Here is a 14,852-nt window from a genome sequence, read left to right on the forward strand (position 1 = left end):
CGCCCCGGTGCCTCGGGACGTGCAGATCTTCACCACCGAACCCGCCCCTCGGCGTGAAGATTTGCACCACCTGAACCTATACCCACGCCCCGGTTTCCCTCTACGGACGGATCGGGAGACGGTGCAATTTCGCGCTACAATACTAATTGACGTGACCGTCATTCCCCGGCAGGGGCGGGCCAACCACCCCTCCACGCCCTCCGGTGTCCCTTTAGTTTAGTATTAGGGGATCGCAGACGCGCCCCGGTCAAGGCCCTCCAACCCCCTCTCCGCAGGGGGGAAGGGGCTTGTTCCTGCCACGCCGGGTGCTACCCTCCGGTGGTGAAAATCTTCAAGCGATAGCCATGGCCGCCTCGCCCAAGCCCTCCGCTCCGTCCGCCCGCTCCCGGCGGGCGCCGTTCGTCCCGTCGGTGCGCGGTGACCTGGAGCAGGCGTCCGCCTCGCCGGAGGCCTTCGCGACCGTCGCCCCGTCCGTGCCGCGGCCGGTCGCCTACCTCCTCGACCGCCGGCTCTGCGCCGTCCCGCGGGTCGGAGCGAGGGACGTGGCGTTGTGGGAGTGGCTCGTAACGCAGGCTGTCGCGGCGCACCCGGACGGCCTGCCCGCCGACGGCGTCGAGCTCACGCTCCCGGCCCGTCCCGCCCTCGTCGCCATGAGCGGGCACGGCCGGCCGGTTCAGCCGCGCGAGCTCGCGGACAGCCTCGTGCGTCTCCTTGGTGGCGAGCGCCAGGAGCTGCGCATCGGCGACGCCTTCCGCGCCTCGCTTCCGGCCTGGGTGCCGCCGCTCCTCCGGCAGGGCCTCTACGGCTACCTCGACCTCGCCGTCCTCGCGCGCCTCAAGACGAAGGGGGGCGCGCTGCTCTACCGCCACCTCGTCGGGCGCCTCGCCGCCGACCGTGTCCGCTACCTGCCGGAGGCGCCTCCCCATGTCATCACGGTGCCCGTCTCCGAGCTCGGCGAGGTACTCGGCATGCCCGCCCCGATCCGCATGGGGCCGCTCCGGATCCGCTACCTGAAGCCTGCGCTCGAAGACCTCGCTGACCACACCTCGGCTTTCACCGTCACCGCGGAGGAGGCCAAGGACGAGCTGGGCCGCAACATCTCCGTGGCGTTCTCCGTGCGCTTGCGCCCGCCGGAAATGCGGACGGCGGCCGCCCGGCTCCTCGACAAGGAGAGCCTCAGCTTCCTGCAGGCACACCCGGACGCGCCGGCCTTCCAGCTCCGGGCGTCGACCTTGGTGAAGCTCGGAAGCGCGCTCCCCTCTCGCCGGGTAACCCAGCCGAAGGCGGGATCGCGCCGCCGGCCCGTGGCCGCCCTGGCGTCGGAGCTGCATGCCTGGCGGCGGCTCTGGCTCGCCGCACTGGACGAGGCGATCACCGGCACCGCCCTGACGACCGGCTTTGAGACGGGGGCCTACAGGGGGCGGAAGCTGCTCGACGCGATCGAGCGCGACGGGGCCGACACCACCTTCTGGGCCTTCGTCATGGCGGAGGTGGATAGCCCGGACCTCCAGGTCCGCCTCGACACCGGGGCGAGCAACGAGGCCATCCGGACCCTGGCGAAGGCCGAGGCCGCCCGGGTCCTGCGCTTCCGGGACGCGCGCGCCGAGCGGCGCCGTGCGTTGAGGCATGCACGCGCGGAGGGCACGATCCCGCCCGCGACCCCGAAATCGAAAATCACCGATTCGCTGACGATGCCCGCTCCCGCCCCCGTCTCCCCCCCTGTCGCCCCGGCGCCCGCGCCCGCCGTGCCGGAGATCGATGTCGCGCTCGCGGCGATGCTCTCGACCGAAGAGGCCAAGGCTGAGGCCAAGAAGCTGTGGTGGTACTGGCAGCCGGCCGCCGAGTTTCCGCACCTGCACGCGGCCGCGAAGGCCAAGCTGCTCCTCGACGAGGACCTCGACCTGCAGTTCCCGATCTTCGCCAGGGCCGACGCGGCCATGGGCGGCGAGTACCGGGCGAACCTCGCGAAGCTGGCCTCGACCTTCGACATGCCCCGGCAGCCGCATGAGGATCGGGTCGCGACGCGGGTGCCCGACTTCATCGACGCGGACCTCGCCGAGGCCCTGATCACGTTCCTCGGCATGACACTCACAGTGCCGGTGCAGAACGGTGTTGCCGCCGACCCGAAGGGCATCCTCCTTCGGGATCGGGCCTTCGTCCGGGAGCGGGTGGTGAAGGCCCGGGCCGAGTGGCAGGAGCGGGCCTCGCGTTGGGGCGATGCGTACGTGCGCGGAAAGCGCAGGACGTTCGAGCAGACGCAGCGCGATATCTACGAGACGCCCCTATTCGTGGCGACGGCCAGGGACGGCAACGGCGTCCATCGCGCGGCCCCGCCGCCTCTGCCCCCTCCACCCCAGCCCGAGGCCAAGCCCCCGGCGAAGGCCGAGTAGGAGCGCCCTTCGGAGCCTTGGCCGCGCTGTCGCGTTTGCTCCTTTCGGCCTAGACCGGCCTAGACACTGTCACAATCGGTGGCACCCTCTCTAAGTCGCGGCGCGCAATAGGCGATTTGGTCCTTCGCGCCCCGGGGGTCTGCCAGATGTACGCCGTCTCTGCGTTCGCCGAGGACATCCTTTACGGCTCGGACAAGCCGGGTATCGTCGTCCGCAAGCGCGCCGTCCGCACCCACTGTGCGGCCAGCTACCTCTCCGACAAGCAAGTCCTCCTCGACATGATCCGGGCCCGCGTCTGCCGGTTCGGCCTTCGGTCCGAGGACATCCACCGGTCCCTGGCGACCTGGCGCACCGGGGAGCACTGGCGCCTCCTCGACGGCGACTACGATTGCAACATCAGCCTGAAGCGGGCCTACCAGGTCGCCGAGGCGATCGGGCTGCGCAAGGCTGCCTTCGAGGTTGAGGATCCCGACCCCACGAATGCGGCCAACCCCTCGCAGAACTCGCCCGCCGCGGCCGTGCCGGCCCGCTAACCCCGGCGTGTTGTCTCTCGCATGACGTAAGCCGGGTCAGCACGATCCTAGCGCATAGGCATATCGCCCGGGGCTGAGGCCGCCCCCTCTTTTTAGCGGCTGGGTCGACAGCACCTTGAGCTTGTCACCTCAGGCAAGAAGTTCGGCCTCAATGTTGTCGTGGCACCAAATCTTTCCAAAAGGGGTATCAACCTCAATGTGAAAAAGATCAACCTGTCCCGACCTGTGAAAGTACATCAGATTTTTATCTTTGAGACGACCATTGAATTCGCAAATGATGTAATCGCGTTTATCGTAGCCATCCTTAGAGGACCACGGCTTTATGCTGACATATCTTAGTATCCCACCTTGATAATCTTCCTCATTGCCGACGAGATCGTCGGGAGTCAGGCGAGCTTCTTCAGTCTCTTGCGCGACAGCCGCCTTAGCGTCAGCCCAAGCGCGGCGCATTGCTCCAGCAAGATGAGCCCGCGCGCCCTCGCCAATTGCTGTCGCCACCTCCCTCGCCAAAACCCACGACCGGCGCATGATCGCACCCAAGTCGTAACGGCTCCGCTTCGACATCACGCAAATCCTGCTAGAACTACAAGTGAAGGCGAGGCTGTTGTCAGGCAGTTGAAATGTCCAGCGGCTGACCTTGGCCCTGTTCAAGCAAGGTGGCCAGGTGGAAGCAAGGAATGTGGAGTTTGCGAGGGGATAGCTGCTTCACGCCCTTGGGACGGGCGAGGAGCCGGTTGCCAGCCCCAAAGTCAGAGCCGTTGGCACAATGTGCCAAACGACCTGAAATCCAGTGGGTGAGGCTCTATCGCGCTCCTTAGGGCCCACGGTTCTGGGTTTGGGCGGGATACGAACAAGCTCAGTTATCCACAAGATCCTCGCGCCTTACGGCTTGGGCGAACATGCCGAGCCGGAAGGGCTGATGACCGGGGCGGCCCTCATCGCCACCGGAGCTGCGTTCGCGAGGCGCCTCGTGATCGCGCCGCACCCAAATTATCCCAGGGGCCCCCGAGCGTTCCTGGCGGCGGAATGCCGCGAGCCGCGCGCCCGGCTGCAGGTGTCCTTCGACGACCAGCTCGCAACCACGTGCCAGCGGAACGAGGCTTGGCTGCGCGGCAGCTAGGGCGCAAGGTCACCCAGGGCCTCGGCATCATCGTCGGGAATGGGTCGCTGCCGCGGCCGGCGAGGCGGGACGCCGTTCTCGTCGAGGCCGACCAACTGGTTCACGTAGAGCGAAAGGGCCCGAACGTCCTCCAGCTCGGGCGGATCGTGGAGCTTGCTCGTGACCCAAGTCTTGTCCCGCGACATGCCTAACCAGTCGCTGGAGTAGATCGGCACTTGAAGTAATCGAGTGAACGAGTACTCGCCTTGGCTCGGGATTTGCAGCCCCTGCCATGCCTTTACGAAGTGCTGCGGCAGCTTGATGATAATTGCTTCCGGGTCACGGTCTCGTTCCAGTCGGACTTCCTTGATCAGGAGGTCGCGTTCCTTCGCGATGATCTCCCGGAAGTGTTGGGCCAGCGGAGCGACTTGGAACACGGGGAGCCATGGTAGCGCGTGCCCCTCCAGCCTCTCGACAAAGAGCTGCCGACCTGGAGGCTTCTCCGGCCTGAGGCGCTGCCTCCTGCGTTCGAGGTTCCTCTCATCGAGCTTTCCCTTCAAGTCATAGCTGAGGTTGGCGTAGATGACGCGACGGGTGATCGGCATGGCGCCGTCCTACCGCGCCGCGGTTGACGCTTCGTCTATGCCGCCTCGCCCAGCGAGGCCACCGTCTCGTCGAGACTGGGAGCGAACTCCTGACCCTTTCCCGACCTTGAGCTTCATGCTCTCCTTGATCCGCTGTGCTGCTAAAAGCGAACACCCTGCAGGTGAACATAACGCCCGGATATCATTGCCATTAGGCGACGCGGCTTTGCCCTTGCATCCGCGCATTCTTTGGCTGTCAAAGGACAGCCTCGGTTCCTTGCCTGCGTCGAGAAACTGAACCGACTGTGCCGCTACGTCTGCGCTGGACCGCCGATCTGAAGCCTTTCGGTCGCACGAGCGTTCATGCCACTCTTGTGCGGTCGCCCCGGGATCGCGCATAAGCACCGCGATGGACACTGGCGGTCTGCATAGGCGTCGCGTCGCGGCGCGAGAGTGGTGGGTGCTCAGCGCCCGCGCGCTCGTGCTCGCCCTGGCCCTGTTCATCGTCGCTCCCGTCGCGGGCGTCGGTGAGGACCTCGCGTTCCACGCCCCCCGTCACCACGGACTGACCGAGATGGCTGCCCTCGACGCGGCCGCCCCCGAAGAGGCTGCCGACCCGGGCTTCGCCTGTCATCTCCATTGCGGCTGCCACCAGGTGGCTCCGCCACAAGTGTCGGCCGACGTCACGCTGGCACCGGAGTTCGCCGCCCTGACCTATTCCTGGGTGGCCGAGATGCCGGCCTCCGTTGCTCCCGACCGCCTGACGAGACCGCCCCGCGCGTGAGGTGACGCCGCGCCCATGAGCGCGCGTTCGCCCGGCCGTCCGACGCGGCGCCGGGCTCGTCTCCTCACCTGAACCAACGGGAGCGACCGCGACCGCCCAGAGGGGCCGTCCGGCATCCCGGCCGAGCGGTCCCCATGCGCATCCTCCTGTTCGCGGTCCTCCTGGCCGCCGGCATCGCCATCGGCGCAGCCGTCCCCGCCGTCACCGGCTTCGTCCAAGGCAGCCTGTCCGCCGCCGGCCTGCCGAAAGACCTGTTCGCTTTCACCGCGGGCCCGGCTCCCGCCAAGCCCGAGCCCGAGCCCGCACGAGCCGGGGCCGGGCAGGACGGCGATGACGACAAGGGAGCCGCGTCCCCCGAAAAGGCCCACGGTAAGGAACCCGGAGTGCACGGGCACGAGGCGGCCGAGGGGCACGCCGAGGCCGAGGCAGGCGTGATCAAGATGGCCCCAGAGCAGGTCTCGGGGCAGGACATCTCGGTCGTGAAGGTCGAGGGCGGCACCCTCGCCCGGCACCTTCTGGTGCCCGGCACCATCACCCCCGACACCGACCGGATCGCCCGTGTCCCGGCCCGGGTCGTGGGTACCGTCGCGGAGATGCGCAAGCGTCTCGGCGACCGGGTTGCCAAGGATGAGGTCGTCGCCGTCCTCGAAAGCCGGGAGGTCGCCGACGCCAAGAGCGAGTATCTCACCGCCTCCGTGCGGGCCGAGCTGGAGAAGACCAACTACGATCGCCAGCAGGCGCTCTGGGACAAGCGCGTCTCGTCGGAGCAGGTCTACCTGCAGGCCAAGGCGACCTATACGGAAGCCACCCTGCGCGTCGACCTCGCCCGCCAGAAGCTCTCCGCCCTGGGGCTGAGCGCGACCGAGGTCGCGGCCGCGCAGAAGCGGGACGAGGCGACGCCGAACCAGTCCACCCTGCGCCGGTACGAGCTCCGCTCGTCGCTCGCCGGCCGCATCGTCGAGCGCAAGGTCGACGTCGGGACGAAGGTCGGCGGAGAGGGGGACCCGGCCGACGTCTACACCGTCGCCGACCTCTCGACCGTCTGGATCGAACTCTCGGTGCCGACCACCGAGCTTGCCAAGGTGCGGGAGGGCGCACCGGTCGCGGTCACCCCGGCCCAGGAAGGCGGCGACCGCCACGCCGACGGCAAGGTCGTCTTCGTCAGCCCGTTCCTGAACCCGGACACCCGCTCGGCCCGGGTCATCGTCGCCCTGCCGAACCCGGACCTCGCCTGGCGCCCCGGCACCTTCGTCACCGCCGAGGTCGAGATCGCGCACGACGCGGTCGAGGTGCGCGTCCCGAAGGCTGCCCTGCAGACGGTCGGGGGCGAGCGCGTCGTCTTCGTGCGCACGGAGGAGGGCTTCGAGAAGCGCGAGGTCGAGCTCGGGCGCTCGGACGACGATTCCTACGAGGTCGTCTCCGGCCTGAAGCCGGGCGACCCCATCGCGGTCGCCAACTCCTTCCTCCTCAAGGCCGAGCTCGGCAAGTCCGAAGCCGGCGACGACGACTGAGCGGGAGACCGGACATGATCTCCCGCATCCTCGACTTCTCCGTCCGGCAGCGCTGGCTCGTCGTGCTCCTGTCGCTGCTGGCCGCCGGCTTCGGCGTCCACGCCCTGACGAAGCTGCCCATCGACGCGGTGCCCGACATCACCAACAACCAGGTGCAGATCAACACCGTCGCGCCCGCGCTCTCGCCCTTCGACATCGAGAAGCAGGTCACCTACCCGGTCGAGACCGCGCTCGCCGGCATCAAGGGCCTCGAATACACCCGCTCCCTCTCGCGCAACGGCTTCTCCCAGGTCACGGCGGTCTTCGCCGACGACGTCAACGTCTACTTCGCACGCCAACAGGTGGTGGAGCGCCTGAGCGAGGCGCGCGAAGGGCTGCCGTCGGAGATCGAGCCGCACATGGGGCCGATCACGACCGGCCTCGGCGAGATCTACATGTGGACCGTGCGCTACGCGGCGCCCGGCGAGCGGAAGGCTTCGCGCCCGGGCAAGCCCGGCTGGCAGGCGGACGGCAGCTACCTGACGCCCGAGGGGCAGCGGCTCGCGACCGAGCTGGAGCGCGCGGCCTACCTGCGGACGGTTCAGGACTGGGTGATCCGGCCGCAGGTCAGGACCGTGCGGGGCGTCGCCGGCGTCGACAGCATCGGCGGCTACGAGAAGCAGTACCATGTCCAGCCGGACCCGACGAAGCTGACCGCGCTAGACCTGTCCTTCGGCGACGTCGCCCGGGCGCTCCAGGCGAACAACGCGAACCAAGGCGCCCGCTACCTGGAGGACAACGGCGAGGGCTACGTCGTCCGCTCCTCCGGCCGCCTGGAGAGCATGGACGAGATCGGCAACGTCGTGGTCACGACCCGCGGCGGCGTCCCGGTCCGGGTGAAGGACATCGCCGAGGTGCGGATCGGACGCGACCTGCGCACCGGCTCGGCCAGCGAGGACGGCCGGGAAGCCGTCGTCGGAACCGCCCTGATGCTCATCGGCGAGAACAGCCGCACGGTCGCGGCCGCCGTCGACGCCAGGATGCGCGAGATCCGGCGCTCGCTCCCGCCGGGCATCGAGGTCCAGACGGTCCTCGACCGGACCCGTCTGGTCGAGGCGACCATCCGGACCGTGGCGACGAACCTCACTGAGGGAGCGGCCCTCGTCGTCGTCATCCTGTTCCTGCTGCTCGGCAACATCCGCGCCGCCGTCATCACGGCCCTGGTGATCCCGGTCGCGATGCTGATGACGACGACCGGCATGGTCGAGGCCGGCATCTCGGCCAACCTGATGAGCCTCGGGGCGCTCGACTTCGGCCTCATCGTGGACGGGGCGGTGATCATCACCGAGAACGCGCTGCGCCACCTCGCCGAGCGGCAGCACGCCCTCGGGCGGGTCCTCACCCTGGAGGAGCGCCTGGCCACGGTGCGGGGCTCGGCCGAGGAGATGATCAAGCCCTCCCTCTACGGGCAGGCCATCATCATCCTGGTCTACGTGCCGCTACTGACCTTCACCGGGGTCGAGGGCAAGATGTTCGAGCCGATGGCGCTTACCGTCATCATCGCCCTCGCGGCGGCCTTCGTCCTCTCCCTCACCTTCGTCCCGGCGATGGTGGCCATCGTGGTCACCGGCAAGGTGACCGAGAAGGACAACCTCATCATCCGCGCCCTCAAGGCGGCCTACCGCCCGATGCTCGGCGCCGCGGTCCGCGCCCCGCTGGCCTTCGTGGCGCTGGCCCTGCTGCTCCTCGCCGGGAGCGGCGTGCTGCTGGCCCGGCTCGGCACGGAGTTCATCCCCACCCTCGACGAGAAGAGCATCGCGCTGAACGCGCTGCGCATCCCGTCAACCTCGCTGTCGCAGTCCCAGGCGATGCAGCTCAAGGTGGAGGAGGCCATCGGACGCTTCCCCCAGGTCGCCTACGTCTTCTCGAAGACCGGCACGGCGGAGGTGGCGACAGACCCGATGCCGCAGAACTCCTCGGACACCTTCGTCATCCTCAAGCCCCAGGAGGAGTGGCCCGACCCGGGCCTGTCGAAGGCAGAGCTGCAGGAGGAAATCGAGAAGGCGGTGGGCCGGCTCGCCGGCAACGTCTACGAGTTCTCCCAGCCGATCCAGCTCCGCTTCAACGAACTCCTGGCCGGGGCCCGCGGCGACCTTGCCGTCAAGGTCTTCGGCGACGAGTTCGAGCCGATGACGCGGGCGGCCGACCGCATCGCCGACATCCTGCGGGGCACGCAGGGCGCGGAGGACATCAAGGTCGAGCAGACGGCCGGGCTTCCGATCCTGGAGATCAAGGTCAACAAGACCGAGGCCGCACGCCTCGGGCTCAGCACCGGCGCCATTCAGGAGGTGATCGGCGCGGCCATCGGAGGCCGGCAGGCGGGTCTCCTGTTCGAGGGCGACCGGCGCTTCCCCATCGTGGTGCGGCTCACCGACAAGGTGCGCGAGGACCGCGAGGCGCTGGAGAATATCCCGGTTCCGCTGCCGCCCGGGCCCAACGGGCGCTCGACCTCCGTCCTCCTGAAGCAGGTGGCGAGCTTCTCGGTCTCGGAGGGACCGAACCAGATCAGTCGCGAGAACGGCAAGCGGCGCGTCGTCGTCACCGCGAACGTGCGCGGGCGCGACATCGGCTCGCTCGTGGCCGAGGTCCAGGGGAAGGTCGCCGAGCAGGTCCGGATGCCGCCCGGGTACTACGTGACCTGGGGCGGTCAGTTCGAGAACCTCGCCTCGGCCAAGCGCCGGCTGACGGTGGTGGTGCCGGCGTGCTTCTTCCTGATCTTCCTCCTGCTCTACTCCGCCCTGGGCTCGGTCCGGGACGCGCTTCTCGTGTTCAGTGCGGTGCCGCTCGCCCTGACCGGAGGCATCGCGGCCCTGTGGCTGCGCGGCATGCCGTTCTCGGTGCCGGCCGCCGTCGGCTTTATCGCCCTGTCCGGTGTGGCAGTCCTCAACGGCCTCGTGATGCTGACGTTCATCAAGCAGCTCGTCGCCGAGGGACGCCCCCGCCGGGAGGCGATCCTGGAGGGCGCCATGACCCGGCTGCGGCCCGTCGCCATGACTGCCCTCGTCGCCTCGCTCGGGTTCGTTCCGATGGCGTTGGCGACTGGGACAGGCGCGGAGGTCCAGAAGCCGCTCGCGACCGTGGTCATCGGCGGCCTGATCAGCGCCACCCTGCTGACCCTAGTCGTCCTGCCGGCCCTCTATGCGCGCTTCGGCGGCTCCCGCGCTACGCCGCCGGTCAACCATGACGAGGACGCCGGTGGCGCCGCGCCGTTCCGGCAGGCCGCCGAATAGCCCGCCTGCCGCAGGCATCGAGGGGCAGCCCGAGCCCCTCGATGTCTTCTCCGTTCAGCCGATCCGACCTAGCGCCGGAAAGGTCTCCATGATGAGGGAGGCCACATCGGTCATGCGGTCGGTGACCATCAGCAGCCCCATCGCCACCATTACGCCCCCGCCGACGAGCTGAAGCGCACGGCCGAACCAGCGTAGGGTCCGGAGGTGCGCCACGAAGCCGGACATAAACAGGGCCGCCGCCACGAACGGCACGCCGAGCCCGAGCGAGTAGACGGTGAGCAGGGCGACGCCCTTGCCCGAGGCCGAGGAGGCCGTGACCGCCAGGATGGCACCGAGGACGGGACCGATGCATGGGGTCCATCCGAAGGCGAAAGCCGTTCCGAGGAGATAGGCGGCGACGGGTCCCCGACCCGGCGGATCGCCGTGCCAGCGCAGCTCGCGCTGCAGCCAAGCGGGCCGCAGCAGACCGGCAGTGAACAGGCCGAACAGGATCACCAGCAAGCCGGAGGCGAGGTTCAGCGTCTCGCGATGAGCGAGCAGGGCGAAGCCGAGCGCGCTCGCCCCCGCGCCGAACGCGACGAAGACGGTCGTGAACCCGAGCACGAAGCAAAGGCTCAGGCCGAGCGTGCGAAGGCTGTCGCGCTCGCCGGCGGCCGACTGCCCGGCGACGTAAGACACGTAGCCCGGAACGAGAGGCAGCACGCAGGGCGATAGGAACGATACGGCGCCGGCCGCGAAGGCCGCGAGGAAGCCCACGCTTGAGGCGTCGATGGCCATCGGTTCAGCCCCGGCGGAGTGATGGACGCAGGATCGTCACTCCTGATCGGCCCCGGCCGCGGCGAAGATCTTGAGAATGCGTTGGCGCTCCGCCTCGGTCCCGCCGGGCCCCGTCGGCTTGAGCGCCGCCGCGCCCCGGACCGGATCGCGCTTGCCGGCGAGAGCAACCGGGCCCGCGGCCGGCACAGCGACCTCACGCGGCCCTGCGGCCAGAGCCTCGGGGCGGCTCACCTCGCCGAGACCGCCTCCGGCCGCGACCATGGTCTCTCGGAACGACCGGTGCTGGCCGCCGTCCTCGTACACCAGCCGGACGGCGGGCGTCCCGCTCGCCACGAGGGCGGCGACCTGCCGCTCGTCATCCGCCTGCTTCCGCGCGACCGCGCCAGCCGTGGCCTCGTCGCCGGCATCGAACACGTATCGGCCATCGGCGACGCCGACGCCCGGCTCGGCCCTCGTGACCTCGAACCGGTCGGACCCCTCCTTGAGGTTCCTCCAGAACGCGATGTTTGGGTCCTGCCGGTGCCGGGCCATGTTTTCCGGCGTCATACGGAACGGGTAGGACTGGAACTGGACGGCGCGCTGGCCGCCCGCGAAGGCCTCCCGCACCACGGCATAGAGTTCCGAGATCGCCTCGTCCGTCATCGCGAAGCAGCCCCGCGACGAGCACGAGCCGTGCACCATCAGGTGCGCACCGGTGCGTCCCAGGGAGCGGTCGTACTCGTTCGGGTACCCGAGATTGAACGAGAGGTAGAGGCTCGAATTCGGGTTCATGGACGCGGGCGTCACCGCGTAGAAGCCCTCCGGCGCCTGCCGGTCCCCCTCCCGGGTCTTGGGCCCCAGCTGACCCGACCAGCGGCACATCGGGTAGGTCTTCAGGAGGGCGTACTTGCCGTCCGCGCCGCGCTTCCAGAGCTCGATCTCGGACTCCTTCTTGTAGGCCCGCATCAGGATCGGGTCCGCCGGCGAGACACCCTTGGCCGACATCAGGGCCAGGGTCGCCGGCGGGATCGGCGCGAGGTGGCGCGTCGAGGCCGCGTATTGGCCGTCCTGGCAGGCGGACAGCGCCAGGAGGAGGGCCAGACCGAGCGTTATCGTCTTCAGCATGTCGGCCTCGCCGAGGTCGGCTTCCGAGCCTGGGCTCGAAGGATTGATGACAGGTTGCCGTGGGTGCGGTTCGGCGGAATCGGGCCCCTCACGGGATTGGCCCCCCGGCACTGCGATGCCCCCGCCGCAGAGGAAGTCCGTCGAGGAGCAGCAGCACCACACCCGCCGAGATCCAGACGTCCGCCAGGTTGAAGGTGAACCAGCGGATGCCGCCGGTGTGCAGGTCGAGGTAGTCCGTGACGACGCCGTCCATGAGCCGGTCGACGAAATTGCCGGCGGCCCCGCCCGCTATCGCGGCGAGCCCGAGGCGTTCGAGCCCGCCGCCCGCGGCCAGGGCCCAGCCGGCCACAAGGCAAGTGAGCGTGCCCTGGATGGCGAGGAGCAGCGCCAGGGAGGACTGGTCGTGCGCCGGGAACAGGCTGAAGCTGATGCCGTGGTTGAACGACAGGCTCAGGTCGATGAAGGGCAGCGCGCCCCTGACGGCGCCTTCCTCCAGCCACGCCTCGGCCACCGCCTTGGCGACGAGGTCGATGGCCGCAGCGGCCCCGGCCACCCCGGCCACGGTCGCGGCCCGGCCGGCCCACCCTGACAGGGAGATCATCAGGCCCTCAGGAGACGGAGCGCGTTGGCCGTCACCAGGACGGTCGCGCCGGTGTCGGCCAGGATGGCCGGCCAGAGGCCGGTGATGCCGGCGATGGTCGTCACCAGGAACACGGCCTTCAGGCCGAGGGCGATCGCGACGTTCTGGCGGATGTTGCCCAGGGTCGCCCGAGAGAGGGAGACCAGCGCGGCCACGTCGCCCACCCGGTCGTTCAGCACCGCCGCGTCCGCCGTTTCCAAGGCCGCGTCGGTGCCGCCGCCCATCGCGATGCCGACGCTGGCGGCGGCGAGCGCCGGCGCGTCGTTGATGCCGTCGCCGACCATCGCCACCGGACCCGCCGCCTTCAGGGCCGCGATCTCGGCGAGCTTGTCCTGGGGCAGGAGCTCGGCCTTCACGTCGAGCCCGAGTTCGGATGCGACCGCCTCGCCCGTGCGCCGGTTGTCGCCGGTCAGCATCACGCTGCGGACGCCGAGCTTCCGCAGGGCCGAGATGCCGGCCGCCGCGTCGGCGCGGGGTTCGTCCCGGACCGCGATGGCGCCCAAGGCCTCGGCGCCGCGGACGACGATGACCACCGTCTTGCCGGCGGCTTCCAGGTCCGCGATCCCGCCCTCGGCCTCGGGGCCGAGCCGCGCGCTCTCGGCGGCGTGGCGTGGGGAGGCGACGAGCACCGTCTGACCCATCACCGTGGCCGACACCGCCTTGCCGGGGATGGCGCGGGCGTCCCGCGTCGGGCGCAGCGGCACCCCGTCCGCGCTCGCCCGGTCGAGGATGGCCCGGGCGATGGGGTGGCTGCTTCCGCTCTCGACCGCGGCGGCCAACCCGAGAAGCGAGCGCTCCGACGCGTCCGGGGCGAAGACCAGGATGTCCGAGACCCGCGGTCGTCCGGCGGTCAGCGTCCCGGTCTTGTCGAACGCGACCGTGCGAACCCGCCCGATGACCTCCAGCGCGGCGCCGCCCTTGACGAGCAGCCCGCGTCGCGCTCCAGCGGCCAGTCCGGAGGCGATGGCCGCCGGGGTCGAGAGCACCAGCGCGCAGGGGCAGGCGATGAGGAGGAGCGCCAGGCCCCGGTAGATCCAGGTGCCCCAGTCGGCGCCGAGCAGCGGCGGCACGACCGCGACCGCGGCCGCGAACGCGAACGCGATGGGCGTGTAGACCGCGCTGAACCGATCGATGAAGCGCGCCGTGGGCGATTTCGACGCCTGCGCCTCCTCGACGAGATGCAGGATGCGGGCGACCGTGTTGTCGGCCGCCGTCTTGGTGACCCGGACCTGGAGCGCGCCGTCGGCATTGACGCTGCCGGCGTAGACAGGGTCGCCGACCTCCTTGGGCTTCGGGACCGACTCGCCGGTGATGGGGGACTCGTCGAGGCTCGAAGCGCCGTCGGTGATCACCCCGTCGGCGGGCACGCGGTCGCCCGGCCGCACGACCACGACCTGACCGACGGCCAGCGACGCGGCGGCCACCTCGCGGATGGTGCCATCGGCCTCGTCGACCAGGCGGGCGGTCTTCGGCACCAGGGCGGCGAGCGCCTTGATGCCGGCCCGCGCCCGGCCCGCGGCCACGACCTCCAGCATCTCGCCGACCGTGAAGAGCAGCACGACGATGGCGGCCTCCTCGGCGGCGTGGATGGCGAGCGCCCCCGCGGTCGCGACCGACATCAGCATCTCGATGGAGAAGGGCGTGCCGGCGAACGCCGCCACGGCCGCGCGGCGGCCGTAATAGGCGAGGCCGACGAGCGCCCCTGGCCAGTAGGCGTACTCGCCCACCACGCCCGGCGCGACCCGCTCGACCAGGAAGCCGGCGGCGAACAGGGCGCCGATCAGGATGCCCAGCAGCGCCTTCCGGGTCCGCCAGAGCGGCGGCTCGGGCTCCTCCGCGGTCTCAACGGGCGGGGCCCCGCCCGAGGCTTGCGCCAAGGCCAGTTCCGCGGCCGTGGGAAGCGGCGCGACGCCGTAGCCCAGGCGCTCGATGCGCCCCTCCAATTCGGTCCTCGGCGTCGCGGCCTCGTCGAGCGCGAGATCGAGGACTTGGCTGCCGTAGTTCACGCGCACGTCCGCGACGCCCGGCAGCCGGGAGACGGCGGTCTCGATCTTCCCGGCGCAGGTCGGGCAGTCCATGCCCTTGACCCTGTAGCGCAGAGCCTGCGGTCCGTTCGTGGGGAAGGATGTGCGGTCCGCGCCGGCGGCCTGGTTCATGGTGC

The 14,852-nt window shown here is 69.9% G+C and carries 11 protein-coding genes; 5 read left to right on the forward strand and 6 right to left on the reverse strand.

Annotated features, from left to right (window positions below):
- Positions 1-344 precede the first annotated feature (344 nt).
- Together MTDSW087_RS08395 and MTDSW087_RS08400 are read left to right on the forward strand one after the other, a co-directional pair.
- Positions 345-2,390, forward strand: coding sequence for a hypothetical protein (locus MTDSW087_RS08395; RefSeq protein ID WP_109951740.1), 2,046 nt, complete (start codon positions 345-347; stop codon positions 2,388-2,390).
- Between the two features lie 146 nt (positions 2,391-2,536).
- Positions 2,537-2,923, forward strand: coding sequence for a hypothetical protein (locus MTDSW087_RS08400; RefSeq protein ID WP_109951739.1), 387 nt, complete (start codon positions 2,537-2,539; stop codon positions 2,921-2,923).
- Positions 2,924-3,052: 129 nt separating this feature from the next.
- Here the strand turns inward: MTDSW087_RS08400 and MTDSW087_RS08405 are convergent, their stop codons facing one another.
- Positions 3,053-3,487 carry a hypothetical protein gene (locus tag MTDSW087_RS08405; RefSeq protein WP_144762837.1) on the reverse strand — a complete coding sequence of 145 codons (435 nt, stop codon included), beginning with the start codon at positions 3,485-3,487 and terminating at the stop codon, positions 3,053-3,055.
- 552 nt (positions 3,488-4,039) lie between these two features.
- Complete coding sequence (locus MTDSW087_RS08410) at positions 4,040-4,627, reverse strand: hypothetical protein (RefSeq protein ID WP_109951737.1); 588 nt, start codon at positions 4,625-4,627, stop codon at positions 4,040-4,042.
- 439 nt (positions 4,628-5,066) lie between these two features.
- Here MTDSW087_RS08410 and MTDSW087_RS08415 point away from each other — a divergent pair, with 439 nt between their 5' ends.
- The 3 genes from MTDSW087_RS08415 (at position 5,067) to MTDSW087_RS08425 (ending at position 10,170) form a co-directional block, all read left to right on the forward strand.
- Positions 5,067-5,390: a hypothetical protein gene (locus tag MTDSW087_RS08415; RefSeq protein ID WP_238178671.1), complete on the forward strand. Its 324-nt coding sequence runs from the start codon at positions 5,067-5,069 to the stop codon at positions 5,388-5,390.
- 134 nt (positions 5,391-5,524) lie between these two features.
- Positions 5,525-6,901, forward strand: a complete 1,377-nt coding sequence (locus MTDSW087_RS08420; RefSeq protein ID WP_109951735.1) for an efflux RND transporter periplasmic adaptor subunit — start codon at positions 5,525-5,527, stop codon at positions 6,899-6,901.
- Between the two features lie 14 nt (positions 6,902-6,915).
- Positions 6,916-10,170, forward strand: coding sequence for an efflux RND transporter permease subunit (locus MTDSW087_RS08425; protein ID WP_109951734.1), 3,255 nt, complete (start codon positions 6,916-6,918; stop codon positions 10,168-10,170).
- A gap of 54 nt (positions 10,171-10,224) precedes the next feature.
- Here the strand turns inward: MTDSW087_RS08425 and MTDSW087_RS08430 are convergent, their stop codons facing one another.
- The 4 genes from MTDSW087_RS08430 to MTDSW087_RS08445 form a co-directional block, all read right to left on the reverse strand.
- Positions 10,225-10,947 (reverse strand): cytochrome c biogenesis CcdA family protein, encoded by a 723-nt coding sequence (locus tag MTDSW087_RS08430; RefSeq protein WP_144762839.1) that lies wholly within the window; start codon positions 10,945-10,947, stop codon positions 10,225-10,227.
- Between the two features lie 36 nt (positions 10,948-10,983).
- Complete coding sequence (locus MTDSW087_RS08435) at positions 10,984-12,051, reverse strand: L,D-transpeptidase family protein (protein ID WP_109951732.1); 1,068 nt, start codon at positions 12,049-12,051, stop codon at positions 10,984-10,986.
- An 88-nt stretch (positions 12,052-12,139) separates the two neighbouring features.
- On the reverse strand, positions 12,140-12,652 hold the full coding sequence (lspA, locus tag MTDSW087_RS08440; RefSeq protein WP_109951731.1) for a signal peptidase II: 513 nt from the start codon (positions 12,650-12,652) through the stop codon (positions 12,140-12,142).
- Complete coding sequence (locus tag MTDSW087_RS08445; protein WP_109951730.1) at positions 12,652-14,847, reverse strand: heavy metal translocating P-type ATPase; 2,196 nt, start codon at positions 14,845-14,847, stop codon at positions 12,652-12,654. Before MTDSW087_RS08445 ends, lspA begins: the two co-directional genes overlap by 1 nt.
- Positions 14,848-14,852: the final 5 nt, after the last annotated feature.

It is taken from the genome of Methylobacterium dankookense, assembly GCF_902141855.1.
Classification (GTDB): Bacteria; Pseudomonadota; Alphaproteobacteria; order Rhizobiales; family Beijerinckiaceae; genus Methylobacterium; species Methylobacterium dankookense.

What these genes read in the sequence shown, in the direction of transcription:
- MTDSW087_RS08395 (WP_109951740.1), top strand. Translation starts at nt 345, where the DNA reads ATGGCCGCCTCGCCCAAGCCCTCCGCTCCGTCCGCCCGCTCCCGGCGG.
- MTDSW087_RS08400 (WP_109951739.1), top strand. Translation starts at nt 2,537, where the DNA reads ATGTACGCCGTCTCTGCGTTCGCCGAGGACATCCTTTACGGCTCGGAC.
- MTDSW087_RS08405 (WP_144762837.1), bottom strand. Translation starts at nt 3,487, where the DNA reads ATGTCGAAGCGGAGCCGTTACGACTTGGGTGCGATCATGCGCCGGTCG.
- MTDSW087_RS08410 (WP_109951737.1), bottom strand. Translation starts at nt 4,627, where the DNA reads ATGCCGATCACCCGTCGCGTCATCTACGCCAACCTCAGCTATGACTTG.
- MTDSW087_RS08420 (WP_109951735.1), top strand. Translation starts at nt 5,525, where the DNA reads ATGCGCATCCTCCTGTTCGCGGTCCTCCTGGCCGCCGGCATCGCCATC.
- MTDSW087_RS08425 (WP_109951734.1), top strand. Translation starts at nt 6,916, where the DNA reads ATGATCTCCCGCATCCTCGACTTCTCCGTCCGGCAGCGCTGGCTCGTC.
- MTDSW087_RS08430 (WP_144762839.1), bottom strand. Translation starts at nt 10,947, where the DNA reads ATGGCCATCGACGCCTCAAGCGTGGGCTTCCTCGCGGCCTTCGCGGCC.
- MTDSW087_RS08435 (WP_109951732.1), bottom strand. Translation starts at nt 12,051, where the DNA reads ATGCTGAAGACGATAACGCTCGGTCTGGCCCTCCTCCTGGCGCTGTCC.
- lspA (WP_109951731.1), bottom strand. Translation starts at nt 12,652, where the DNA reads ATGATCTCCCTGTCAGGGTGGGCCGGCCGGGCCGCGACCGTGGCCGGG.
- MTDSW087_RS08445 (WP_109951730.1), bottom strand. Translation starts at nt 14,847, where the DNA reads ATGAACCAGGCCGCCGGCGCGGACCGCACATCCTTCCCCACGAACGGA.